This is a genomic window from Pedobacter steynii (assembly GCF_001721645.1).
GTDB lineage: Bacteria > Bacteroidota > Bacteroidia > Sphingobacteriales > Sphingobacteriaceae > Pedobacter > Pedobacter steynii_A.
In genome coordinates this window covers 742,451-765,899 of sequence record NZ_CP017141.1, presented here as the reverse complement: position 1 = coordinate 765,899, position 23,449 = coordinate 742,451, and the positions used below count along the sequence as shown (strand labels likewise).

Genomic DNA, 23,449 nt, shown 5'->3' with positions numbered 1-23,449 from the left:
AGGCGGTGTTGGGATAAGAAAAATAAAATAAAGAATGACTTTGACTAGTTTTAGGGCATGAATACAAAAAAGAAAGTGATCATACATATTCTTTGCTGGAGTTTATTATACTGTTATTTTTATATTGGTTCCTGGATAAAGAATGACGGAATCGATGTAGCATGGCATTTTATCCTGACGGTTAGCTTTTTGCATGCCGTAGAATTTTATGTCTGTTACCTCTGGGTATACCCTCGTTATCTCCGTAAATCAAAAGTTCCGCAGCTGATTGCGTGGGTAATTCTGGTGGTTGGCATGTTTATCTCCATGCGTTACCTGCTGGAAGAGGTGCTCCATCCGTATTTTTTTGGATTCGGTAATTACGCAGAGGGTACTACTATAGGGTATTATATTCGGGATAACGTGTATTTTGGTTCCTCTTATATTGTCATTGCCGCTGCGGTCTGGAGTACAGAAAACGCTTTCAAAAACGAAAAAATGAACGAACAGCTCAGGGTTGAGGCTGAAAAAGCAGAATTGTCATTTCTTAAATCTCAGATCAATCCTCACTTTTTATACAATACCCTAAACTATATTTATTCTCTGGCACTTCCGGTATCTGATAAACTGGCACAAGCGGTCATCCGGCTTTCTGACCTGATGCGCTATACATTGACGGAAAGTTCTGATGGCAAGGTGAACTTGCTAAAAGAAGTCGGTTATCTCGAAAGCTATGTGGAATTGTTTCGGATGCGCTTTGACCCGCTTTTTTATGTCAGCTTTGAGGTTAAAGGCCTTACTGATCAACAGCGTATCGCTCCGCTGTTACTCATCCCTTTTTTAGAAAATGCCTTTAAACATGGGGTGCTGAATGATCCGGATCACCCCATCCGTATGGAAATTAATGTATCCCTTCAGGAGCTGAAAGTGACCCTTTGGAATAAGATCAACCAGCATCAGAAGGACCATTCCAGTGGCATTGGCTTAATGAATGTACAGCGAAGATTGTACCTGATTTATCCCGGTAAACATGACCTGGAAATACAGAATGACGGGAAATCCTATCAGGTCAATCTGAGAATTGAACTGTAGTTTATTCGCTATATTTAAGAAATTTTTACCCTACTCACAGATAAACCGATGATTCGTTGTATTGCCGTTGATGACGAGGCTTATGCCTCGGAAATATTAGCTACCCATATTCGTAAACTGCCGTTTCTGGAATTGGTGGGAACAACAACTAATGCGTTTGAAGCTTTAACCCTGGTGCAGGAGGGAAAAGTGGATCTGGTTTTTCTGGATATACAAATGCCTGAACTTACCGGAATTCAGTTTCTGAAGATCTGTGGGAATAAATGTAAAGTCATCCTCACCACGGCCTATCCTGAATATGCCCTGGATGGATTTGAACACGACGTGATTGATTACCTGCTAAAGCCCATCTCTTTTGAGCGTTTCTATAAAGCGGTTCAAAAGGCCCAGTCCTTATTCCAGCCTCCTGTTGCGGAAAGCGAAAATATGGCTTTGCTTCAAACGCAGACTGCCGGAACAGATTATATGTTTATCAAAGGAGAAAGTAAGAACAAGTTTATCAAAGTCAGTTATGAAGACATCCTCTATATCGAAGGATTAAAGAACTATATCTCCGTTTTTACGACAGACGAGCGCATCATCACTTACTTAACGTTAAGGGAGATGGAGCTCTATTTACCTAAAAACCGATTTTACCGTGTTCATAAATCTTATATTGTGGCCATAGACAAAATCAGAATGGTAGATGGCAATTCCATCTTCATTAAAGAAAATATCATTCCGGTAGGGGAGACATACAGAGAAGAGTTTTTTAAGATCATCCGCGAAACGAAGTGAAAACCCCTTTAGGTATAGACTGGTGTTCTGTTTTCAATGGTATGCTTGAAGCTTTTAATTTCTTTTTTCAGCAAACCTTCTAAGTAAGGGTTCATCAGTTTAGCGAGTCCGATACCTACTCCTCCCGCCGGCGGGCGATAAGATAAGGTCACCTTTAAGACCGTCGTCCGGTCATCAGCTCCGGGGCTAAACTCAACTTTTCCGACATGATGAATTAAAGCTCCTTCGGCAGACTGCCAGCCGATTAAACGACCAGGTTCATCCTTTACAATTTCTGCATCCCAATCAATAGAAAACAAATTCCCCATCACATTAGATTTCCAGTGAGATAGATTTTCATCGATCACTTTTACGTCTAACAGATGCCTGATGCTTCCAGGAAGATTATTCAGGTTTCGCCAATAACTATACACCTCTGAGCTGGATTTTTCGATCACAAATTCCCCACGTATGTTTACTGCACGGGGCTTTTTAGCATCTATTCCGAGTTGTTCATATAAAAGGCATCGCCCGGTTGCTGCACGGTAGGCCATGTAAGCGCCGTAGAGAAACTTAGCTTTAGAAGGTTTTCTTAATCCCCAGCTAATTAAGGCTCCGCTCAAAAACATAGAGACCATCCGCTCTGACCATCCGATGTTTTCGTACTGGTGTTTCTCAATAGAGAACCTGCCAGACTGTAGTTTCAGGTTTGTGTTCATATCGTTAGCTTATGTTTAATCGCTTTGCCAATCAGGGTAACTTCCTTTTGGTCCAGCTTACCCCAAAGCTGCTCCCAACTGCCATCAGCTTCTTCTCTCAGTTGAGTAACGGTATTGCCCGATACATCACAAATAAAATAGGGGGAACCATCACTGGTTTCATCTGGTTTGACGGTCATGCAGGTATCCGATCCGGTTAAATTTACCTGTATATCGAATTCTTCCGGACGTGATTGATAGGTTTTCATCTTTGGTGGGTTTAGATTGCAGGAGTAATAACAATTAAAGCCGCATTCTGTTTGTGTTTAAAAATATCAGGCCAAAATCATTTAATTTTATGACAAAAGAAATGAATTTCCGACCGCGATTATATTGCAATTTTATAAACCACAAGCTAACCGCAAATGAAACCTTATCGTATGAGAAAGTTATCAGTACCATTTTTATTTTCCTTTTTGCTAACCACAGGTGGTTATGCACAGAAGGCACCTGCGCCTCATGGTGCAATCCCTGATAAAAACCAGCTGGCCTGGCAGGATATGGAATATTACATGTTCATCCATTTCGGACCGAATACTTTTACGGATAAAGAATGGGGACATGGGGATGAAGATCCTAAAATATTTAACCCCAAAAAGCTGGATGCCCGTCAATGGGCACGTACAGCTAAAGCTGCGGGCATGAAAGCCATTATCATTACGGCGAAACACCATGATGGTTTTTGCCTGTTCCCAAGTAAATACAGTACGCATACCGTGAGGGAAAGTGCCTGGAAAGATGGGAAGGGGGATGTACTAAAAGAGTTGTCCGCAGCCTGTAAAGAGTATGGATTGAAGTTTGGGGTATACTTATCACCATGGGACCGTAACCATCCTAAATACGGTACTCCGGAATACAATCAGATTTTTGCCAATACGTTAAAAGAAGTACATACCCAATACGGACCTGTTTTTGAACAGTGGTTTGACGGTGCCAAGGGGGCAAATGAGAAGGAGCAGAACTATGATTTTAAGCTCTTCAACAGCGTAGTACGGACACACAATCCGCAGGCAGTGATTTTCAGTGACATTGGTCCAGATGTCCGCTGGATGGGAAATGAAAGAGGGGTTGCAGGAGAAACCAACTGGGCCACATTGAATACTGATGGTTTCGGTGTGGGAGCTGCGGCACCGGCATCTTCCGTGCTAAATACGGGAAATGAAAATGGCAAATACTGGATCCCTGCAGAGGTCGATGTTTCCATCAGACCAGGGTGGTTTTACAGTGCTTCAACTGATAATAAAGTGAAAACATTGGAAGAACTCCTGTCTATTTATGAAAGTTCTGTTGGGCGCAACAGCAACCTGTTGTTAAATGTTCCGGTAAACAGAGATGGGTTAATTCATCCAACTGATTCTGCCAGATTAATGGAATTTAAAAGGGCCATTGATGCGAGTTTTAAAATAAACCTGGCGAAAGGAAAGAAAGTTCTGGCCAGCAATACCAGGACAGGGCAGGCCTTTCTGGCGAAAAACCTGACTGATGGAAATACCCGGACTTACTGGGCAACTAATGACCAGGTAAAAAAGGCCACTTTAACCATAGATTTCGGAAAAACTACAGAGTTGAACCGCATTGTACTTCAGGAATATATTGCCCTCGGACAGCGCATTAAATCTTTCTCCGTAGAGTACCTGGATGGTAAAGGTTTTAAACCATTGTTACAACAAACCACAATAGGTCATAAAAGGATCCTTTCTTTTGCCAATATAAAAACGACTAAGATCAGAATCAATGTGCTGGAGGCAAATGCATGCCCGGTACTGTCGGAAATAGCGGTATATAAGGCACCGAACCTGTAGGTATCACCATCATTATATAGATACATAGATATATCAGGATATCGATATATCTATGTATCTATAGATCTCTAGGCCTCTGCAATCGCGGCCTGTAAATGGTTTACTTTTTTCTGGTAAGCCCAGTAAAATACAATCGGGTAAATAAAGAGATTGAATAAAGTATTGGTCATCAATCCTCCGATAACCACGATTGCTAAGGGTTTAGAAGCTTCAGAACCGATACCTGTAGACAAAGCGGCAGGCATCAGACCAATTGCAGCCATCAAGGCCGTCATGATTACCGGACGCATCCTGCTGGCTACCCCATCTTTTATCGCATCTGCAAAAGTCCAGTCGGGTCTGTGCTTCAACTCGGTAATGTTGCTCTTAAACCGGGTAATCAGAATTACTCCATTTTGTACACATATTCCAAATAAGGCGATAAATCCAATCCCCGCGGAAATATTGAAATTGATCCCTGTAGCCAGGATGGCTAAAATCCCGCCCACCATTGCAAAAGGTACATTGTTCAATACCAGCAAAGAATCCTTAATGTTTCCAAACAAGACAAACAAAATGAAAAAGATGAGCAGCAAGCTGATCGGAACGGCTTGTGATAACCTGCTGGTTGCCCGCTGCTGATTTTCAAAATCTCCTGCCCATTCCATTTTATATTCTTTGGACAGCTTGATTTCCGCGTTGACTTTAGCCTGGGCTTCTGCAATTACGCTTCCCATATCTCTTCCCCTGATGGAGAACTTTATCGCGCCATATCTCTGGTGCTTGTCGCGATAAATCATGCTTGGTCCGGTAATCTTTCTGATGCTGGCAATTTCTCCCAAAGGAACTTTTGACCCTGCAAGAGTAGGGATCATGAGCTTAGCTATGGTACGTTCATCTTTTCTGAAGTCCTCCGGATAGCGGATGATGAGGTCGAACTTACGCTCCCCTTCATAGATCTGGGTAGCTGCTTTTCCACCGATAGCCATTTCAATCACGGCATTCGCATCTGCGGTACTGACGCCATATAATGCCATTTTCTTTTGATCCAGATTGATCTGTAATTCCGGTTGTCCGAGGTTTCTCAGTATCCCTAAATCTTCAATACCCTCTACCGTTTTCAGGATTTTCTCGATCTTTTCTTCCTGCTGTTCTATAAAGTTGAAGTCGTTTCCAAACAGCTTTACAACAATAGATCCCTTTACTCCGGAAACGGCTTCTTCTACGTTATCAGAAATGGGCTGAGAGAAATTCAGGCTGATGCCGGGGAAGCTTTTCAGCTTTTCCTGCATGCGCTCAATCAGCTGTTCCTTGCTTTCCTTCCTTTTCCACTCTTTTTTAGGATAAATGTCTACATGGAATTCCATATTATAAAAGCCGGTCGCATCGGTCCCGTCATTGGGTCTTCCGGTTTGCGACATTACCTGTTTTACTTCTTCAAAACTTAAAAAGATCTTCCTGATCTCATTGGAAAGTTTTTTTGTTTCATCCAGGGAAATGCTCAATGGACCGGTTGCACGAACATAGATGGATCCTTCATCCAGGGTAGGAAGGAATTCCGTTCCCAGGAATTTAAAGCTGAAAAGACCGGTGATCAAAATGACCATGGAGATGCCAAAAGCCAGCTTCCTGAATTTAAAACAAAGATCAAAGAAACGGATGACCTGTCTGGTCAGGAATTCCAGAAATACATTGTGTTTCTCCTTTACATTTTTCCGCAATAAAATACTTGCCATAGCGGGTACAAGGGTGAAGGTGAGGAGCAGGGCGCCTAATAAGGCAAAACTTAAGGTCCATGCCAGAGGAGAAAACATCTTTCCTTCTACTTTTTCAAAGGTGAAAATAGGAAGCAGGCCGGTGATGATGATCAGTTTAGCAAAGAATATTCCCTTGCCATTTTCCAAACAGGCTTTTTTGATGATGCCCAGCTTGCTGAGCCGGTTGAATTTCTCCATGCCGATCTTTTTGGCTTTATGGTCAAGGGCAACAAAGATACCCTCCACCATGACCACCGCCCCATCGATAATAATCCCAAAGTCAATGGCGCCCATGGAGAGCAAATTGGCCGACATGCCCTTTAGTTTTAGGCAGATGAAGGCAAAGAGCAAGGCCAATGGAATAATGATGGATACAATCAATGTCGTCCGCCAGTCGGCCATAAACAGAAATACAATCAGGGTTACAAAGATGATGCCCTCCAGCATATTGCCCATTACGGTATGGGTGGCGTAATTAACGAGATCTTCCCGGTCGTAAAAAGGATTGATCTTTACATCTGATGGTAAAATATTTTGATTCACCTCTGTGATTTTCTCCTTTAGCCTGGCAATCACTTCGCTTGGATTTTCTCCTTTGCGCATGACCACGATCCCTTCCACCACGTCGGGATCGTGATCGCGGCCTACCTGTCCTAACCTGGGTAGTGCCGACTCTGCGACATCTGCAATGGTTTTAACATACACCGGAGTGCCGTTAAAGTTATCCACTACCACATTTCTGATTTCATCAATATTATTCAGAATACCGATTCCACGGACCACATAAGCTTGTCCGCTTTGTACGATCACATCCCCTCCAACATTGATATTGCTTTTTGAAACTGCTTCAAACAATTCGGTTGCACTCACGCCATATTGTATGGCTTTCTGAGGGTCTACGGTAATCTGGTAAGTCTTTACTTCTCCGCCGAAACTGACCACATCGGCAATGCCGGGTACAGAAAGCAGTTCCCGCTGAATCACCCAGTCCTGTAACGTTTTTAATTCCCTGGCCGACTTTTTGTCGCTGCTCAGGGTATAACGGAAGATTTCCCCTGTGGGCCCATAGGGTGGCTGTACCTCCGGCTTTAGGCCCTCAGGTAAATCTGCTTCGTCAATATGGTTGTTCACCTGGACTCTTGCCGCAGCATAATCGACATCGTCCTCAAAAGTGATTTTTACGATAGATAAGCCAAATAAGGAAGAAGAACGGATACTGGTTCTTTTTTCCGTGGGGTTCATGGCGATTTCCAATGGCCTGCTCACAAACTTTTCTACTTCTTCAGCACTTCGTCCTGGCCATTGGGTAATGATGGTGATATTGGTATTGGTAACATCAGGGAATGCCTCAATTGTAGTGTGCTTGAAACTGAGATAGCCTGCCAGGACTAAAATAAAAGTGGCAAAGAAGATGAAGTATTTATTTTTTAGTGCAAAGCCTATGACGGTCTTAATGAATTTATTCATTACAGCTGTTTTTTGTGAAAATGAACAGGTTAATTTTTAAGGCTCTCATATAAGAATACCTGTTTGGAAGCCACAATGCGGTCGCCGGCATTTAGTCCTTTGCTGATATAGGCTTTATCACCTGATTTACGGGCAATCTCGATTTCCTGAATGCGGATCTTTTTTGAGGCGTCCAGAACGAGTGCATAGTTTTTGTTTTCATCGAAGATGATGCCTCTGGACTTTACTACGGGAAGGTCAAAACCTGATTTTGCGGCGACAATTACGGTGGCCATCATTCCGGGCTTCAACAGGTAACCGGGATTGGCAATACGCACTCTGGCATTCATCACCTTGCTTTCATTATCAATCATATTATAAACCCTATCGATTTTTCCTTTAAAGGTGGTCTCGGGATAGGCAAGTATAGAAATGCTCACTTCATCACCTTCCTTTACCCTGGAAATGTCTGATTCATAGATGTTGATCATTGTCCATACGGAAGAAAGATCGGCAACAGTGAACAGGTTTTTGTTGTTGTCCGGACGCAGCTGCATATTGGCATTGACGTTCTTTTCGATGATGAAGCCATTTAAAGGGGATTTGATGGTGTAAATACCATTGTTGTTTCCCCCATTCAGCCTTAAAGTAGCCCTTGCACGTTTATCTTCGGCCTGTTTGATCAGCAGGTCATTTTTCGCTTCTTCCAGTTCTCTGGCAGAAGAAAGACCGCTTTTATAGAGTTCCTGAATCTGGGTCACCTGGCGTTGTGCATTCCGGAGTTCTGCGGCAGAGCTGATCACTTCTTTATCAAATCCGGCCATTTCGGCACTGCCCAATGTAGCCAGTACCTGTCCGGCGCTTACTTTATCTCCCAGCTTTACGGGAACATCGCGTACCGTACCGCTCAGCATGGGGAAGATTTCTGCTTTTCGTTCTTCATCGGCGGTAATCTTTGCAGAGAAGCTGAGATCCGTTCTGTTGTTGGCTTGTTGTACGGTATCAATCAATAGCCTGTTAATCAGGGAATCGGTAACTGCGAATTTATCGGTTGCAGGAGGTGCTTCCCTGGAACTGGTGCAGCTTTGTCCGGTGATCACAAATCCAATCAGGGAAAGTGTGCAGATATTTTTTAGAAGGGTTTGCATAAGGCTTATTTAAAAATGTTGGAACCGGTTACGTAATTGATTTCTTCTTTGGCATTCATCCACTCATATTTCAGCTGATTGAGCTGCAGTGTACTTTCCTTATAGGAGTCGTAGAAGTCTATAAACTCAACAAGACTGATGTTTCTGCTACGGAAATTTTTAGTTACCTCGCCGATGAGTCTGCTAAAGTCTGAACCAAAATTCCGGTCCATACCCTGATAAAGTATTTCTGTTCTCAATGCAGATTTGTAGCTGTTATAGACTTCATTTTCTAAAGTTGCTTCCTGCTGTTTCAGGTTCATATTTCCTGCAGTTATGGCGATTTTTGCTTTTTTAATCTCTCCCTGGTTTCTGTTAAACAGGGGTAGGGGAACCTTGATGCCCAGGCCGGTATAATGATTTGGGGCACTGCCCTGCAGATCATATACAAGGGAAAGTTCGACATCCGGAATGGCCATTGCTTTTTGCAGGCTAAGGTTGTTTTCTGCTTGTGTAATGCTGCTTTGTGCGAGTTGAAGATCGGCACGATTGGCTCTTGCGCTTTCCAGTAATTGCATCAAAGGTTGTTTTTGGAGGGAATAGTCCTGTTCATCCGCCCTGGGGGCAACTAAAGACAAGGGCGTGTCTGCCTTGATATTGCACATCATCTTCAATGTCGTTTCTGCATCTTCTATTTCATTGAGTAATGAGGTATATTCTCCTTTGAGGTTGTAGAGCAGCGATTTAATCCTGATGATGTCCTTTAAGGCAACATTACCCATTTTGAGTTGTTGTTCGGATGCGGCCAGCAATTGTTCGAGAGATTTGATCTGTTGCTGATAGACAAGAGCAGATTGCTGTGCGTAATACGCTTTATAAAAGTTACTCCTCAACTGATAACGGAGCGTTCGGATGAGGTCGAAATAGGCATATTCGGCAAGTTTTACCCCGGTATGGGCCAGTTGTATGTTCTTATTTCTCTTGCCGGCTAATTTGATCAGCTGAGAAACCTGTACGTTATACTGTCCTGATGGCAAGGTATGCTGAAAGAATTTTTTGGTTTCCCGGTTGTAGAGTTGATTTTCATAGCTGATTTCCGGATTGTCAAAAAGTCTGGCGGTAATGATCTCTGCTTTCGCCTGCTCTGTCTGGTATTGTTGAGCGATCAGCTCATAGTTGCCCGCTATAAACATTTTCTCTGCTTCAGGGAGGCTGAGTTTCAGGCTGTCCTGGGCATTGCCTTTCAGGATCAAACCGAGTAAAAGAAAGCCGGTCAGAATTAATGGTCTTTTCATCTCCGGCAAAGCTATCCGGAGGGAATTAAACCCGAATTAAAGGGAAATTAAAATGGGATTAAAATTTAGGGAAACTAATTTTGAACTGGCTTCCTACCCCTTTTTCGGAGTTTACCTGAAGTGTGCCTTTAAAAAGACTGATGATTTTATGTGCCATATAAAGCCCCATTCCATTGCCCTGATGCCTGCTTTCGCTGGCCGAGCTGTAAAAAGGCTTGAAGATGTTTTCCTGTTCTGCTTTCGGAATTCCCGGTCCCTGATCAGTAATGGTAATCTCGATGGCCTGCGCCTGTATGTTCAGTAAACAATGAACATCCTGATCATCCGAAAATTTAAAGGCATTGGAGATGATGTTATTAAGGGCAATACTGAGTAGGGTAGGGTTCGCTTGTATGGTGAGCTGGGCAGGATCTTCGGGCATATTTTGAATCTCAATGCTCAGTCTCCCCGCTGGCCTTTTATTCCACTCTTCAGAGATGATCCAGAGTGTTTCATCAATTCTGATGTCCTGTAATTGTGGGGCACCAAATTCAAGATCTGCCTGGGCAAGGTTGAGTAAACCAGTGATGATTTTGTCCATTTTTTCTGAATCTTCCATCACCGAGGTCAATGCTTTTTTATAATCTGAGACCTGTCGTTCCTGAGATAAAGCGATTTCTGCTCCGATCATCATCCTGGTAACCGGCGTTCTCAGCTCATGGGACGCATTGGCAATAAATGTCTTTTGCAAGACGAAAGCCTGTTCCAGGTGCTCCATCAAATTATTGAAATTCTGGGCAAGCAGGTTGATCTCGTCTTTATTTGTTCCTTCCTGAACCCTGAAATGAAGGTTACTGGATTTGATTTGCTTCACTTCGTTAATGAAGAGATCGAGAGGTTTCAGAATCCTCTTGGCAATCCATCTGCCGGATAACAGCAGCCCGATAAAGATGACGATAAAAATCATCACCATGACTTTTCGTAGTTTGTCTATTCTGGAATAGGTACTCTGGTCAATGGCCGAGGCCAGGATTACAAAGTCCCCCTGATTGTCTTTATAGAAAATACCGACTACTTGTCGCTCTCCGTCAATAAACTGGATCTTTTTCTGCTTCCTTACTTTATTGATGGTTTCACTGCTCCAGTATTGCTGGTCATCACCAATAAAGGTTGCACTGTTCTTTGCATTGTAAATCCGGATTACCTCGCCATTCAATGTTTCCAGATATTGATCTCTTACGGTATTGAGGGAGTCTGCCGAGATCTCATCTGCTTCCAGATAGAGTTTTGCCGTAACCATAGTACGGTCCGTCAGGCGGTCAAAAAAATCGGCTTCCAGAAATTTGATGAAGGTAAAGTATACCGCACACAATACGCCAAGCAGGGTTAAGGTGCTGATCAGCGTAAAATATAAGGAAAGGCGGTCTTTAAGTTTCATCTCTGGATTGGGCTATTTTAAAATGTAGCCCATACCAATCTTGGTATGGATCAGTTTTCTTGCAAACCCCTTTTCGATTTTATTCCTGAGGAAGTTGACGTATACATCAATCACATTGGTTCCGGTATCAAAGCTGATGTCCCAGGCATTTTCAGCAATATACTGCCGGGAGAGCAGGCGGTTAGGATTGCGCAGGAATAATTCCAGCAGGGTATGTTCTTTTGCAGTCAGCTCAATCAGCGTTCCTGCCCTTTTTACTTCCTTGCTATAGGTATTCAGGCTGATGTCATCAAAACTGAGCAGGTGATCGTTTTTTTGGTTTCCTGGGGAGGCGTGTTGCCTTCTTAGCAAAGCTTCAATCCTGGCCAGCAGTTCTTTAAAATGGAAGGGTTTTACCAGGTAATCATCAGCACCGGAGTTCAGACCACTTACTTTATCGTCTATAGAACCAAGTGCGGTGAGCATCAGGATAGGAAGGTCTTTATTTTCAGCACGAATGGATTTGCAGACTTCAATCCCATTGAGCCCGGGCATCATAATGTCCAGAATCACCAAATGAAAGTCTTCCTCTTTGAAGGTTTGAAGCGCTTGTTCTCCGTTGGAAACAATGGTAACGAGGTATCCCTGCTCTTCTAATCCGGTTTTGATCAGTCCGGCTATTTTAAAGTCATCTTCTGCTAATCCAATTTTAAACATACCTGAAAATGGTTCTTGTTAAAGCTGCAAAGGTAATTCAAATTTGTTTTCCTTATCTCTCAGGTTATCAATTGCTTTGTTAATATAATCTTAATCTTTCTTTCGATTAAAAAAGTGTACCTTTGCAAAAATTGTTTCCCTGGAGCATTTGTAGCAATAAAATAAGGCTGCTTTTCAAAGACAATAATTGCCATTAAACACATTTATGAAGAAGATTGTTGACTACAGAAAGCTATTGGGTGTACAAAAGGATACCGAATTAAAAGAATTGAAGACCATTTACAGGAATTTGATGAAAGATTGGCATCCTGATAAATTCCAGGATAGTGAAGAGGCCAAAGTAGAAGCGGAAGTTAAAAGCAAGGAAATCATTGAAGCCTACCACTTTCTGGTAAGTATCGCTCCTGAAACTTTAGAGCTTTCTATTGAGGAGTATACCGAAACGACTACCAATTGCGGAATTGCTGACTACAACTGGGCTGGATTGGTCTTGACAGTTCATTTCCTTGACGGTAGTGCTTATGAATACTTTGGTGTTCCTAAAGCCATCTATGTGAAACTGGTCAATGCTGATTCTCCTGGCAGATTCGCACGTCGCCATATCTTCAATTCATTCCCATACAGAAATATAGCTAAGTTACAAACTGCATAAACGTAGTTTTTAGCGACATTATATATTTAAATTTCCTTAAAAGGGGTTGCGGGCATTGCGCTTTGCAACCCCTTTTTTTTGCACAGATCAGGAAAAATGTGATTTAGAATGTGTGAAGAATTCCGTTGTTTCTTCAATTAATGATTGCATCAGTTCTTTCGCCCTGGTATGTTTGAGTATCGGTGCGATCTGGCCGCCCCAAAATAAGATCATATCCCATTTCTGCTGCTCAAGTGCTGCTTTTCGTAAGGGCGACATGAAGGTGCTTTGTAAAGGAAATGGCAGGAGTTCTGCTTCTTTATGGATGATGTCCTTAGCTATACGGCTGCTGATGCCTCTGGCCAGTCTGCCGGTGAAGGCCCGCGACAAGGTGGTGTATTTAGCGGCATCCGAAAAAAGCATTTGCCGGTGAATGGGTAGGGCATTTGATTCTTCCGTAGCTAAAAATGCCGTGCCAATCTGAGCAGCATCAGCACCTAAGGTCAGGCTGGCGGCGATACCTTTTCCATTGGCGATACCACCTGCGGCGATAACCGGAATCCGTACCTTTTCCCTGATCAGTTGCAGTAACACAAATGTGCCGGTAGTAGATGACTCTGCAGACGCTAAAAATGAAGGGCGGTGGCCGCCAGCCTCAAAGCCTGATGCGATGATCATGTCTGCGCCAGCCCGTTCCAGGAAGAGCGCTTCATCCAATGTCGTAGCTGCTCCTATGGTTACAATACCCAGTCGGCGGCACTGCTCTAAAATGTCTGCCGAGGGTACACCAAATATAAAACTGAAAACTTTGGGCCTGATGTCCAGTATCACTTCGACCTGGTTTTCAAAACGGGTATGGAAAGGTGCTGGTTTTGTCGGCAATGCGATTCCAAGCTCATCAAAGTAAGGCTTAAACAGCGCTGTTGCCTGTTCAAACTGCTCATCAGAAGTGAGGCCATCAAGGGCATCAGTATCCGAAACCCATAGATTGATGTTGTAAGGTTTATTGGTCGCGTTCTGTATTTGTTTGTTTTTTTCGATGATCTCTGCGGGGCTTAAAGTATAAGCACCGTAGCCGCCCAATCCGCCCGCATTAGATACGGCTGCGACCAGATCAACTGATGATAAGTTGCCTCCGAAGGGGCCCTGCAGTATTGGATATTGAATACCCAGTATGGCTGTTGCTTTAGTATGGTACCACATGGCTTTATTTTTATGGTTTAACGTCGGCTATCATTTTATTTACGATCAGCCATTTTCCTTCAATCTTATGGAAAGATAAAAACTCGTGGTAGTTAAACTCGTACATTTTTACCTTTACTTCTGCCAGGGCGATAGATTGTACCACTTTGATGGCTAAGATATCTCCCTTAAAGGGCTTGCCCGAATCTCTGGGGCTTTGGCGCTGCGCAACACCGGCTAAATAGGCAGCCAGTGTTTTGGCATAGGGTTCGCCTTTAACGTCGCCAAACAATAACGTTCCAGGATGATAGACCTCGATTAGCAGGCTGGTATCCCCCTCATAAATCCCTTTAAAATAATAGTCTTTCAGCACTTGTGAAATGGCTATTTTAGCTGTTTGTTGACTTTCCATTTTTTTAGATCTAAAATTTTCAATCAGTTTAGGTGATGTCCTGCGCCCATACCTCCATCTACATTAATAATGGCACCGCTGATGAAGTTGCTTTTGGCCACCGTATAGACCATTTCAGCGATGTCCTCTACTTCGCCGACACGGTTTAATAAGTGTATGCCAGCGCTGCTGTCTGCATGCTCGCCATGCATTGGGGTGCGTATAATGCCAGGTGCTATCGTATTGACACGGATGTTATTTTTACCAAACTCAGCCGCCAGCTGTAGCGTAAGGGCATGAATGGCACCCTTGCTCGAAATTGGTGCTGTTGAGGGCGCGCCGCCCAGGGCATGATAAACCAGAGGGGTACCGATATTGATCACAACTCCGGATTGCTGCTTCAACATTTGTGGAATAAGGGCTTGTGTAGTAAAGAAGGTTCCCTTCAGATTGGTATCCAAAAAGCGGTCGAGGTAAGCTTCGTCTACTTCCAGGAATGCCTTGGTTTCGTAGATGCCTGCGTTATTCACCAGCACGTCTGCGGAACCAAATCTTTCCATAGCGCTTTTTAAAATCCGCTCGCCTGTGCTTTTATCTTTCACATTGCCTGCTACCATGGCCAGGTTTTCCCCGGCACCAAGTTCATGGTAAACTTCTTCCAGTTTTTCAGCGGTAGAAGAATTAATGACGACATGGTCACCCTTCAATAAAAAGTGACGGGCTATTTCTTTGCCGATGCCGGATGAGGCACCGGTAACGATGATGGTTTGCTTTTTCATTATTTTTTTCTTTCAGCGGTTATCCCTTTTTCCCTGAGTACAGATACCTGCTCTCCGGCATGGCCCCAGTTGTCCAGGTCATATTCCTGGATCACTACAAAGGTTAATTGAGGGTCTTTATTTAATACTTCAGTCATCAGGTCAGTTACCCCTTTGATCAGGGCTTGCTTTTGCTCCCTGGTAACCCCTTCGCGGGTCACTTCTATTTTTACGTATGGCATGGCTTTATGGATTAGGCTAGAGCGTCTGCTTTTACAGCTATAGCAGTGATCGTTACATTCAGGTCAAAATCATTATAGATCAGGGTGTCACCCAGGTCTTTAAAGAAATTACCCGAACGAAATCTCATTTCGTATTTGGTGCGGTCTACGACCAGCTTTCCGGATGCAACAAGCGTATCACCGTTTACATTCAGGACAGCATCAAAAGCTATAGGATGAGTGATGCCCTTAATAGTCAGGTCGCCTTGAATGCTGGTCCCGGAAACTGAAGTGATTAGTAAAACTGCTTCGGGGTAGCTTTCTGATGAGAAGAAGTCGTCTGAAGCCAGGTGGCCGTAGAATTGGGCATTGAGTGCTGGATCTGTTACGTCCAGTATTTTGATCGTGGTGGTGTCAATAATGATTTTGCCCCCGGTAAGCTCACCGTTGTTTAAAATTAATTCACCTTTTTTAATGGCTATAGTTCCATTATGTGAACCGGTTACCTTTCTGCCAATCCAATCAACATTGCTTTGGCCGCCTGCGATTTCAAATTTTTGAGTTTCCATTGTCTTTATGTTTTTAAATAACAAGACAAAGGTGGAGAGGAAAATCTGTTAGAGCATGTGACCTACATCACATTCGGGAATATCAGCAGTTTAAGTGATGTAGGTCACTTTTCACGCTGATAAAGGCGGCTGAGTGTTTCCCTTGAAACGCCTAAATAAGCTGCGATCAAACTTTTAGGAACCATATTGTACAGTTGCGGATACATTTTTAACAGCTCTTCATAACGGTGTTTAGCATCGTTATTCATAAAAGAAAGCAGGCGTTTTTGTGCGGCCACATAGCCTTTATTGGTGCGCCAACGAAAAAAATATTCTACCTGATGAAGCTCGCTGCACAATTTTTCCCGGTCGGCACTGGATAGGCAAAGCACCTCCGCATCGGTAATACAATCTACATTTATGGTGGCTTTTGCTCCGCTGTACAAAGCATTATAGTCCGAGGCCCACCAGGTTGGCATAGCAAATTGAAGGATAAACATTTTCAGGTCATCATTGATATAAAATGCTTTCAGGCAGCCATCCAATACAAAGTACTCGCAGTCTACCTGATCGCCGGCTGTGATAATTGCCTGTCCTTTTTTGTACGATTTTAATTTGAAATGGGAGAAGACATAGTCGTACTGCTCATCAGTTAATGTGACGGTTTTGGCAATATGTTCCTTTATGATTTCTTTGGCTCCTGTCATTCAAGTCTGAAGTTGTCTCCAGGCCACAAATTAGTTGAAAGTTTTCAATATCAGCTGTAAATGTTCAAAAAACCTCATCATGTTTATCTGATTTCATCATCCTTATCCTTTGAAATATGGATATACGAGTTTAGTTTAGCATAGACAAGTATCGGCCGACCATAGGGGTTAATAGGGCTTGCTTCGGCTTCGGGCCTGTCTAACTCCATATATTCTCCTGGAATATTTCAGTTGGAAATAAGGCTTCGGTGAAAGGAGATCTTTTGTTTTTGGTAACGTTTGTTTTGATTTCAGGAATGCTATTTTTATTTTTCCTTTATTTGTGAAATGGGCTCGTAACGGAAAAACTTATGCTGCGCGGCCAATAACGAAATGGAGAATACCTAAGATGAACGACATGATCATAAGAAAACACGAAGCCAGGGACCGCAGCCGTATCGTTGAACTGTTGAAGCTGAACATACCCGAATATTTTTCTCCAAATGAAGAAGCCGATCTCATCGACTATCTGGATCACCATGCAGACAATTACTATGTGGTGGAACTGGATGGCGTTATTTTTGGTTGTGGCGGTTTTAACTTGTCAGAAGATGGAGAAACAGGAAAGTTATCCTGGGATTTCTTTCATCCGGAAAGTCAGGGTAAAGGCCTTGGATCTGCATTAACGAAATTCAGGATTCAAAAAATTAAAGAAATAGAAGGGATAAAGACAGTGTCGGTACGTACCTCTCAGTTGGCACATGAGTTCTATGCGAAATTTGGTCTTGAGCTTAGAGAAATTGTAAAGGATTATTGGGATAAAGGTTTTGATCTCTACCGTTTAGACCGCGATGTCAATTTGATTTAATAAACATATTATGAAAATATCAATCCTGCTCATTACGGCTGTGCTCAGCCTGAGCTCCTTCCATAAATCTATGGCACAAACTGAAAAAAAACAACATGCCGCTGTGCTGAACCACATTGCAGTATACGTAACTGACCTGGAGAAATCCACTGAGTTTTATAAAAGCGTTTTTGAATTTACGCAGATCCCGGAACCTTTTCATGATGGCCGCCACACCTGGTTTAGCCTGGGGCCTGCAGGGCAGCTTCATTTGATTCAGGGCGCAAAAGGCAAAGGAAACTTCGATAAAAATGAGCATTTGTGTTTTAGCGTGGATTCCATTGAAACCTTTATCACAAAACTTAAAGCCAAAGATATCCCCTATGAAAACTGGGCTGGTGCTGCTCAAAGCGTGACTTTAAGAGTGGATGGGATCAAGCAGATTTATTTCCAGGACCCTGATGGGCATTGGCTGGAAGTAAATAATGACAATTAATTGTGTAAAAAAAACAATACAATTAGATTATAAATAATTAATATTGGGAACATCTTCTCCTAAACTTATTTATTAATCAATTTCATGATCTCTTACGGCGATCTTCCCGACAGTGAACTGACGGAACGGCTCCATTCAGGAGACGATCGTGCGTTTGCGGAATTGTATGAACGTTTCTTTGGAGTATTGTATAAACATGCCTTAAACCGATTGCGAGATGAGGACCAGGCAAAAGATGTGGTTCAGGAGCTATTTGAAGATTTATGGAATAAGAAAGCAACCCTTCTGATTCAAAACAATTTGTCGAATTACCTCTACACAGCAGTACGAAATAAAGTATTGAAGGTGATTGCCCATCAGCATGTAGTCGCAGCCTATGCGGCAAAACAAAGTGTCTATCTTCAATCAGAGGAGGGGCTTACCGACCATCGGGTCAGAGAACGGCAACTGGCGGCAATCATTGAAAAAGAAGTCCAGTCTCTACCGCCAAAGATGAAAGCAGTATTTGAGCTGAGCAGGAAACATCACTATACCTACAAAGAAATTGCCGAACAGATGGATATTACCGAACAATCGGTGCGTAGCCATGTTAAAAATGCCCTTAAAATCCTTAAAATTAAGTTTGGACTGATCTTTTATTTTCTGATGTTCTTTGGATAGTTTTCATTTTTTTTGAAAAAAAATAAAAATATTTTACCCCCATGCCATAGGACTTAAGGGTCTGTTCTTTTAGAAAGCCCCTAACGGGTTTTTTGGATTCCATGCGAAAAATTGATTTAGATGATCTGCTGAATAAATACCATCAGGGCAATTGTAGTGCTGAAGAGCTGGCATTGCTGGAAACCTGGTATGTACAGAATAGGCAGCCTGAGCATGAAATTAGTGAGCAGCAGATTTTAAAAGCGAAATATGAGGTCTGGGAAAATTTAAGACCTGATCGTTCTCTTCATCAAAGTCGTCGTTTGTGGACCCGGATCTCTGCAGCAGCAGTGGTACTGATTAGTTTATCTGTCGGAATCTTATTTTATTTTAAAGATCATACGAAAGCCAACGCTGAGGGCAATCAGGATAAGTTCGCAAAAAATGACATCAGCCCGGGAGGCAATAAGGCCTATCTGACACTCGCCAATGGAAAAAGGATTGCCCTGACCGATGCAGGGACGGGACAGCTGGCGGATGAATCAGGAGTGAAAATCAACAAGAATGCAGAAGGACAGATTATCTATACCATAGAAAATACGAAAAGCGATGCTCTGGCCAGCCTTACGGCCGTCAATACCATTGAAACGCCCAGAGGCGGACAGTATCAGGTTTTGTTGCCTGATGGAACAAAGGTCTGGCTAAACGCAGCTTCCAGGCTAACTTATCCGGTTTCCTTTGTGCACAGAGACCGGACTGTAGAGCTGAACGGAGAGGCTTATTTCGAGGTGGCCAAGGATGAAGCTCATCCCTTCCGGGTGAAGAGCTCCGGCCAGGAAATAGAAGTTCTAGGTACCCATTTTAACGTGAATTCTTATAAAGATGAAGCTACGGTAAGGACTACCCTAATGGAAGGTTCCGTTCGGGTTTCTTCCGGAAAAGGTCAGGCAATTGTGCTTAGTCCGGGAGAACAAAGCAACCTTAGAGGAAAAAATATTCAGGTTACACAAGTGAACGCAGAAGATGTGTTGGACTGGAAATATGGAAACTTTGTCTTCAACGACGAAAACCTGGAAAGTATTTTAAGAAAGGTGGCCAGATGGTATGATGTGGAAATTGTTTACGAGATGGAACCATCAGAAAGCTCTCTTCTGGGTAAGGTTTCCCGTTCAAAAAACATCTCTGCCATACTCCATGCCATCGAACAAACAGATCAGGCACATTTCAAAATCGAAGGAAGGAGGATCATTGTGACGAAATAATTCTACATACCATGTAGGGTGCCTGACAAAGAGCCGTTGTGCTACCAACACGAACGGCCCTGATATTTAATTATCTCTTGTTCGGGACAACCCATTCTTATTGCGACTAAACAACTCAATCAATTGAACCCAAACAATCAAATATATGATTATTTACCATCTTTTTAGGTGCAGGCCTTTGGCGTGGATACCTATTCAATTCTTAAGGATTATGAAGCTAATTCTAATACTGATGTCCATAGGAATACTTCATGTAAGTGCTAATGGATATGCTCAGCGCATTACGCTGACGGAGAAGAACGCCTCACTCGAAAAAATTATTAATAAAATAAGAACTCAAAGCGGTTATGATTTTTTGGGTAATACCAGCTTAATCCGCAATGCTAAGCCAATTAACATCAATGTGAAAGGCTCTACCATCGAGGAAGTGCTGCAAATCTGTTTTGCAGACCAGGAGCTGACCTATTCTGTGAATAATAACATTGTGGTGATCAGAAGAAAAACGGAAGAGGAACGTGCAAGGATTTCTTTAGCTGCAGTTGCTGCCATTGATGTTCGTGGCCGTGTGATTGATGAAACAGGCCTTCCTTTGGGCGGAGCTTCGGTTAAGTTAAAATCCGGAACCAAAGCTGTAGGGACAGATGCCTCAGGAAATTTCCTGATTAAAAATGTAGAAAAAGGAGCTGTTCTGGTGATCTCTTATATCGGTTACCTTCCAAAAGAAGTAAAAGCAGCAGAGAACCTTGGGGATATTCAACTGGAACAGGATGCAAAAGTGCTTGGAGATGTGTTGATTACTGTAGCTTATGGAACTTCTACAAAGGCAGCATATACAGGTGCCCTTGCAAGAGTAGGTTCTGAAGACCTGGCAAAAAGACCGATGACTAATGTGCTTACTGCCCTTGCGGGTGCTGCTCCTGGAATCCAGGTGAATGCGGGAAGTGGACAGCCGGGAGCCGGTCCTTCAATCAGGCTACGTGGTTCCGGTTCGATCAATGCCTCTAACGATCCTTTGTATGTGGTTGATGGAGTTCAGTATGACGGAAATATTGGTAACCTGAACACAGAAGACATCGAAAGTATCAGTGTCTTGAAAGATGCGGCTTCCTCGGCCTTATACGGTTCGAGTGCTGCGAATGGGGTGATTCTGATCACTACCAAAAAAGGGAGAGCAAATAAAGAACAATTAACCATACGGGCAATGCAGGGGGTAACTTCAAGAGGAGTACCGGAATATGAAACTGTAAATGCAGCTCAATACTACCCTCTGGCCTGGCAGGCCTTCAGAAACAGTCTGGTGTATCCTACAGGAACTACTCCGGGTCTTTCTTTAGATGCGGCCAATACCATGGCGAGTAATGAAATCAAAAGTTTATTAGGTAATAATCCTTTCAATGTGGACGATAAATCTATCGTTGGTACGGATGGTTTACTCAACCCAAATGCACAACTAAAATATGCGGATGATCTGAACTGGCTTGATGAACTTAAAAGAGTGGGTTCAAGAGGCGATTATACAATGGCGGTTAGCGGAGGTTCTGAGAAATCTGATTATTATGTTTCCCTGGGCTATCTGGATGAAAAAGGATACATCATCCGCTCTGATTACAACCGGATTAATGGAAGGATCAATGTGAATTCAAAACCACTCAGCTGGTTTAAAACCGGCTTGAATATTACAGGGAATATGACGAAATCCAATCAGTCAGATGGAGATGGTACCACTAATTTCGTAAATCCTTTCTATTTCTCCAGAAATATGGGGCCAATTTATCCCGTATATGCGCATGATCCAACAACAGGGGAACTTCTTTATGATGAAAAAGGAGCCAAAATCTATGATACTGGAAACCTGTTTTCTTCTTTGGGTATTCCTAACAGACCTTCAGGAGCAAGTGTGGGACGTCATATCCTTCAGGAGACCTTGTTGAATAAAAATCAGATTAAAAGAAACGTCCTTGGAGCAAGAGCTTATGGCGAAGTGACCTTCCTTAAAGATTTCAAATTTACGACGAACTTAGGTGTTGATGTGACGAATTATTTTTTCTCAGATTATCAGAATAAAATTGTCGGAGATGGCGCGCCGAACGGAAGAGCCAGAAATACCTCTACAACCACAACATCCTATACTTTTGAGCAGTTGTTAAATTACTCGAAGAAGTTTGATAAACACAATATCGGTGTGTTGTTGGGACATAACAATTATGATTTCGGATATAAGTACCTGACCGGTGCCAGAAATACTCAGATTCTGGATGGGAATGATGAACTGGTCAATTTTGCCACAACAACAGATCTTTCTTCTTATACCGATGATTATAAAAAAGAAGCGGTATTCGGAAGATTCAACTATGATTTCGACTCAAAGTATTTCTTCTCTGCCTCTTATAGAAGAGATGGTTCTTCTAAATGGGGACCCGGCAATAAGTGGGGGAATTTCTATGCAGTTGGTGGTGCCTGGATTGCCAGTCAGGAGGAATTTATGAAAGATATCAAATGGCTAAGTCATTTGAAGCTCAGGTCTTCTTACGGTTCATTGGGTAATGACGGTCTGGCTTCTTATTACCCGGATCGTCCGTTCTACAGATTAGGATATAATAATGCCTCAGAACCTGGGATATTATTAGCCAATGTTGCGGATCCGAACCTGACCTGGGAAACCAATACCCAGATAGATCTTGCAGTGGAGTTTGGCTTGTTCGGAAACAGGTTACGCGGTTCATTCGAACTGTTTGACAGACGTTCTACAGATTTGCTTTTTGAAGTTCCTTTGCCATTGTCTAATGGTATAGGTATCGGAAACGGAGCGACCTATGGAAGTTATATTTCCAGAAATATCGGGAAAATGAGCAATAGAGGTATAGAGATTCAGCTTGGTGGAGACATTATAAAGAGCACTGGCTTTAATTGGGATATCAATGTAAACTGGACACTGATCCGAAACAAGGTGACCAAAATGCCAAATGAAACGCCAACGCTGATTGATGGGACCAAACAGTTATCTGTAGGTTATTCCCGTTATGAATTCTGGTTACGCCAATGGGCAGGGGTAGATCCTGTTGATGGCGCTGGCTTATTCCAGATCAACCCATTGAACCCTTCTATTCCGGCAGATACAAGATCCATCAACGGACAGGATTATACCACAAATGTCAACAACGCGCTTTTTGCTTATTCCGGTACTTCATTGCCGAAGTTTGATGGAAGTTTTACCAATACGTTCAGGTACAAGAACCTGACACTGGCGGTGCAAATGAATTATGGTGTCGGAGGAAAATCAATGGATTCTAATTATCAGAGCCTGATGTCTTATAGCGCTTATGGTGGCTCTTTACATGTGGATGCATTGAAAAGCTGGCAGCAAATCGGGGACCCTTCTGGCATCCCAAGACTTGATGTAGGCAGATCTACGGTAAATAACGTGACTTCAACCCGCTTTCTGATTGACGCATCTTATATTGATTTGCGTTCTGTTAACTTGTCTTATGCGGTACCACCGGTATGGATTAAAAGTATTGGTCTGAGTAAAGTCAATGTTTTTGCTACGGGCGAAAACCTGTTCCTGATCTCTAAACGTAAAGGATTTGATCCAAGACAAAACTTCAATGGTACGAATTCAAATAATTACACGCCATCAAGAATTGTGAGTTTAGGCGTTAACGCAACATTTTAAAATAAGACAAT

At 42.8% G+C, this 23,449-nt stretch carries 22 protein-coding genes; 9 read left to right on the top strand and 13 right to left on the bottom strand.

The features are described 5' to 3' along the window. Positions 1–57: 57 nt before the first annotated feature. Positions 58–1,071: a sensor histidine kinase gene (locus BFS30_RS03155; RefSeq protein ID WP_069377941.1), complete on the top strand. Its 1,014-nt coding sequence runs from the start codon at positions 58–60 to the stop codon at positions 1,069–1,071. 48 nt (positions 1,072–1,119) lie between these two features. Continuing rightward, complete coding sequence (locus BFS30_RS03150; protein ID WP_069377940.1) at positions 1,120–1,848, top strand: LytR/AlgR family response regulator transcription factor; 729 nt, start codon at positions 1,120–1,122, stop codon at positions 1,846–1,848. Between the two features lie 8 nt (positions 1,849–1,856). Here BFS30_RS03150 and BFS30_RS03145 read toward each other — a convergent pair whose 3' ends face one another. After that, on the bottom strand, positions 1,857–2,546 hold the full coding sequence (locus BFS30_RS03145) for an SRPBCC family protein (protein WP_069377939.1): 690 nt from the start codon (positions 2,544–2,546) through the stop codon (positions 1,857–1,859). After that, positions 2,543–2,794, bottom strand: a complete 252-nt coding sequence (locus BFS30_RS03140) for a hypothetical protein (protein WP_069377938.1) — start codon at positions 2,792–2,794, stop codon at positions 2,543–2,545. Before BFS30_RS03140 ends, BFS30_RS03145 begins: the two co-directional genes overlap by 4 nt. 171 nt (positions 2,795–2,965) lie before the next feature. Here BFS30_RS03140 and BFS30_RS03135 point away from each other — a divergent pair, with 171 nt between their 5' ends. Next, on the top strand, positions 2,966–4,387 hold the full coding sequence (locus tag BFS30_RS03135) for an alpha-L-fucosidase (RefSeq protein ID WP_069382269.1): 1,422 nt from the start codon (positions 2,966–2,968) through the stop codon (positions 4,385–4,387). 68 nt (positions 4,388–4,455) lie between these two features. Here the strand turns inward: BFS30_RS03135 and BFS30_RS03130 are convergent, their stop codons facing one another. The 5 genes from BFS30_RS03130 to BFS30_RS03110 are packed head-to-tail and all read right to left on the bottom strand — an operon-like array spanning position 4,456 to position 12,104. Next, a complete protein-coding gene (locus BFS30_RS03130) occupies positions 4,456–7,590 on the bottom strand; it encodes an efflux RND transporter permease subunit (protein WP_069377937.1) in 3,135 nt (1,044 codons plus the stop codon). 29 nt (positions 7,591–7,619) lie between these two features. Next, on the bottom strand, positions 7,620–8,717 hold the full coding sequence (locus BFS30_RS03125; protein WP_069377936.1) for an efflux RND transporter periplasmic adaptor subunit: 1,098 nt from the start codon (positions 8,715–8,717) through the stop codon (positions 7,620–7,622). A 5-nt stretch (positions 8,718–8,722) separates the two neighbouring features. Further along, positions 8,723–9,991 (bottom strand): TolC family protein, encoded by a 1,269-nt coding sequence (locus tag BFS30_RS03120; protein WP_069377935.1) that lies wholly within the window; start codon positions 9,989–9,991, stop codon positions 8,723–8,725. Between the two features lie 58 nt (positions 9,992–10,049). Further along, complete coding sequence (locus BFS30_RS03115) at positions 10,050–11,408, bottom strand: sensor histidine kinase (protein ID WP_069377934.1); 1,359 nt, start codon at positions 11,406–11,408, stop codon at positions 10,050–10,052. A 12-nt stretch (positions 11,409–11,420) separates the two neighbouring features. Beyond that, complete coding sequence (locus BFS30_RS03110; protein ID WP_069377933.1) at positions 11,421–12,104, bottom strand: response regulator transcription factor; 684 nt, start codon at positions 12,102–12,104, stop codon at positions 11,421–11,423. A gap of 205 nt (positions 12,105–12,309) precedes the next feature. On the opposite strand from BFS30_RS03110, the gene BFS30_RS03105 reads away from it, so the two are divergent. Then, the gene (locus tag BFS30_RS03105; protein WP_069377932.1) at positions 12,310–12,756 is read left to right on the top strand and encodes a KTSC domain-containing protein; all 447 of its coding nucleotides are present in this window, start codon (positions 12,310–12,312) and stop codon (positions 12,754–12,756) included. Between the two features lie 87 nt (positions 12,757–12,843). Here the strand turns inward: BFS30_RS03105 and BFS30_RS03100 are convergent, their stop codons facing one another. From BFS30_RS03100 to BFS30_RS03075, 6 genes are all read right to left on the bottom strand, one after another. Then, positions 12,844–13,938, bottom strand: coding sequence for an NAD(P)H-dependent flavin oxidoreductase (locus BFS30_RS03100; RefSeq protein WP_069377931.1), 1,095 nt, complete (start codon positions 13,936–13,938; stop codon positions 12,844–12,846). A 10-nt stretch (positions 13,939–13,948) separates the two neighbouring features. Beyond that, positions 13,949–14,329, bottom strand: a complete 381-nt coding sequence (locus BFS30_RS03095; protein WP_069377930.1) for a nuclear transport factor 2 family protein — start codon at positions 14,327–14,329, stop codon at positions 13,949–13,951. A gap of 23 nt (positions 14,330–14,352) precedes the next feature. After that, the gene (locus tag BFS30_RS03090) at positions 14,353–15,087 is read right to left on the bottom strand and encodes an SDR family NAD(P)-dependent oxidoreductase (protein WP_069377929.1); all 735 of its coding nucleotides are present in this window, start codon (positions 15,085–15,087) and stop codon (positions 14,353–14,355) included. Further along, positions 15,087–15,308 (bottom strand): tautomerase family protein, encoded by a 222-nt coding sequence (locus BFS30_RS03085; protein ID WP_069377928.1) that lies wholly within the window; start codon positions 15,306–15,308, stop codon positions 15,087–15,089. The genes BFS30_RS03090 and BFS30_RS03085 overlap by 1 nt, the downstream gene beginning before the upstream one ends. Before the next feature lie 11 nt (positions 15,309–15,319). Next, positions 15,320–15,856 carry a YceI family protein gene (locus BFS30_RS03080; RefSeq protein WP_069377927.1) on the bottom strand — a complete coding sequence of 179 codons (537 nt, stop codon included), beginning with the start codon at positions 15,854–15,856 and terminating at the stop codon, positions 15,320–15,322. A gap of 104 nt (positions 15,857–15,960) precedes the next feature. Beyond that, entirely contained in the window at positions 15,961–16,542 is a 582-nt protein-coding gene (locus BFS30_RS03075; protein ID WP_069377926.1) for a Crp/Fnr family transcriptional regulator, read from the bottom strand. A gap of 397 nt (positions 16,543–16,939) precedes the next feature. Between BFS30_RS03075 and BFS30_RS03070 the strand changes: the two genes are divergently transcribed. From BFS30_RS03070 to BFS30_RS03050, 5 genes are all read left to right on the top strand, one after another. Further along, complete coding sequence (locus tag BFS30_RS03070; RefSeq protein ID WP_083252278.1) at positions 16,940–17,389, top strand: GNAT family N-acetyltransferase; 450 nt, start codon at positions 16,940–16,942, stop codon at positions 17,387–17,389. Between the two features lie 10 nt (positions 17,390–17,399). Continuing rightward, a complete protein-coding gene (locus BFS30_RS03065) occupies positions 17,400–17,864 on the top strand; it encodes a VOC family protein (protein ID WP_069377925.1) in 465 nt (154 codons plus the stop codon). Positions 17,865–17,948: 84 nt separating this feature from the next. After that, positions 17,949–18,524, top strand: a complete 576-nt coding sequence (locus BFS30_RS03060; protein WP_069377924.1) for an RNA polymerase sigma factor — start codon at positions 17,949–17,951, stop codon at positions 18,522–18,524. Positions 18,525–18,625: 101 nt separating this feature from the next. After that, the gene (locus BFS30_RS03055; RefSeq protein ID WP_069377923.1) at positions 18,626–19,765 is read left to right on the top strand and encodes a FecR family protein; all 1,140 of its coding nucleotides are present in this window, start codon (positions 18,626–18,628) and stop codon (positions 19,763–19,765) included. Positions 19,766–19,976: 211 nt separating this feature from the next. Continuing rightward, on the top strand, positions 19,977–23,438 hold the full coding sequence (locus BFS30_RS03050) for a TonB-dependent receptor (protein ID WP_208603026.1): 3,462 nt from the start codon (positions 19,977–19,979) through the stop codon (positions 23,436–23,438). The last annotated feature ends 11 nt before the right edge of the window (positions 23,439–23,449 follow it).

Excerpts from the sequence above, each read along its gene's own strand:
- BFS30_RS03155 (WP_069377941.1), top strand. The coding sequence starts at position 58 with ATGAATACAAAAAAGAAAGTGATCATACATATTCTTTGCTGGAGTTTA.
- BFS30_RS03150 (WP_069377940.1), top strand. The coding sequence starts at position 1,120 with ATGATTCGTTGTATTGCCGTTGATGACGAGGCTTATGCCTCGGAAATA.
- BFS30_RS03145 (WP_069377939.1), bottom strand. The coding sequence starts at position 2,546 with ATGAACACAAACCTGAAACTACAGTCTGGCAGGTTCTCTATTGAGAAA.
- BFS30_RS03140 (WP_069377938.1), bottom strand. The coding sequence starts at position 2,794 with ATGAAAACCTATCAATCACGTCCGGAAGAATTCGATATACAGGTAAAT.
- BFS30_RS03135 (WP_069382269.1), top strand. The coding sequence starts at position 2,966 with ATGAGAAAGTTATCAGTACCATTTTTATTTTCCTTTTTGCTAACCACA.
- BFS30_RS03130 (WP_069377937.1), bottom strand. The coding sequence starts at position 7,590 with ATGAATAAATTCATTAAGACCGTCATAGGCTTTGCACTAAAAAATAAA.
- BFS30_RS03125 (WP_069377936.1), bottom strand. The coding sequence starts at position 8,717 with ATGCAAACCCTTCTAAAAAATATCTGCACACTTTCCCTGATTGGATTT.
- BFS30_RS03120 (WP_069377935.1), bottom strand. The coding sequence starts at position 9,991 with ATGAAAAGACCATTAATTCTGACCGGCTTTCTTTTACTCGGTTTGATC.
- BFS30_RS03115 (WP_069377934.1), bottom strand. The coding sequence starts at position 11,408 with ATGAAACTTAAAGACCGCCTTTCCTTATATTTTACGCTGATCAGCACC.
- BFS30_RS03110 (WP_069377933.1), bottom strand. The coding sequence starts at position 12,104 with ATGTTTAAAATTGGATTAGCAGAAGATGACTTTAAAATAGCCGGACTG.
- BFS30_RS03105 (WP_069377932.1), top strand. The coding sequence starts at position 12,310 with ATGAAGAAGATTGTTGACTACAGAAAGCTATTGGGTGTACAAAAGGAT.
- BFS30_RS03100 (WP_069377931.1), bottom strand. The coding sequence starts at position 13,938 with ATGTGGTACCATACTAAAGCAACAGCCATACTGGGTATTCAATATCCA.
- BFS30_RS03095 (WP_069377930.1), bottom strand. The coding sequence starts at position 14,329 with ATGGAAAGTCAACAAACAGCTAAAATAGCCATTTCACAAGTGCTGAAA.
- BFS30_RS03090 (WP_069377929.1), bottom strand. The coding sequence starts at position 15,087 with ATGAAAAAGCAAACCATCATCGTTACCGGTGCCTCATCCGGCATCGGC.
- BFS30_RS03085 (WP_069377928.1), bottom strand. The coding sequence starts at position 15,308 with ATGCCATACGTAAAAATAGAAGTGACCCGCGAAGGGGTTACCAGGGAG.
- BFS30_RS03080 (WP_069377927.1), bottom strand. The coding sequence starts at position 15,856 with ATGGAAACTCAAAAATTTGAAATCGCAGGCGGCCAAAGCAATGTTGAT.
- BFS30_RS03075 (WP_069377926.1), bottom strand. The coding sequence starts at position 16,542 with ATGACAGGAGCCAAAGAAATCATAAAGGAACATATTGCCAAAACCGTC.
- BFS30_RS03070 (WP_083252278.1), top strand. The coding sequence starts at position 16,940 with ATGATCATAAGAAAACACGAAGCCAGGGACCGCAGCCGTATCGTTGAA.
- BFS30_RS03065 (WP_069377925.1), top strand. The coding sequence starts at position 17,400 with ATGAAAATATCAATCCTGCTCATTACGGCTGTGCTCAGCCTGAGCTCC.
- BFS30_RS03060 (WP_069377924.1), top strand. The coding sequence starts at position 17,949 with ATGATCTCTTACGGCGATCTTCCCGACAGTGAACTGACGGAACGGCTC.
- BFS30_RS03055 (WP_069377923.1), top strand. The coding sequence starts at position 18,626 with ATGCGAAAAATTGATTTAGATGATCTGCTGAATAAATACCATCAGGGC.
- BFS30_RS03050 (WP_208603026.1), top strand. The coding sequence starts at position 19,977 with ATGAAGCTAATTCTAATACTGATGTCCATAGGAATACTTCATGTAAGT.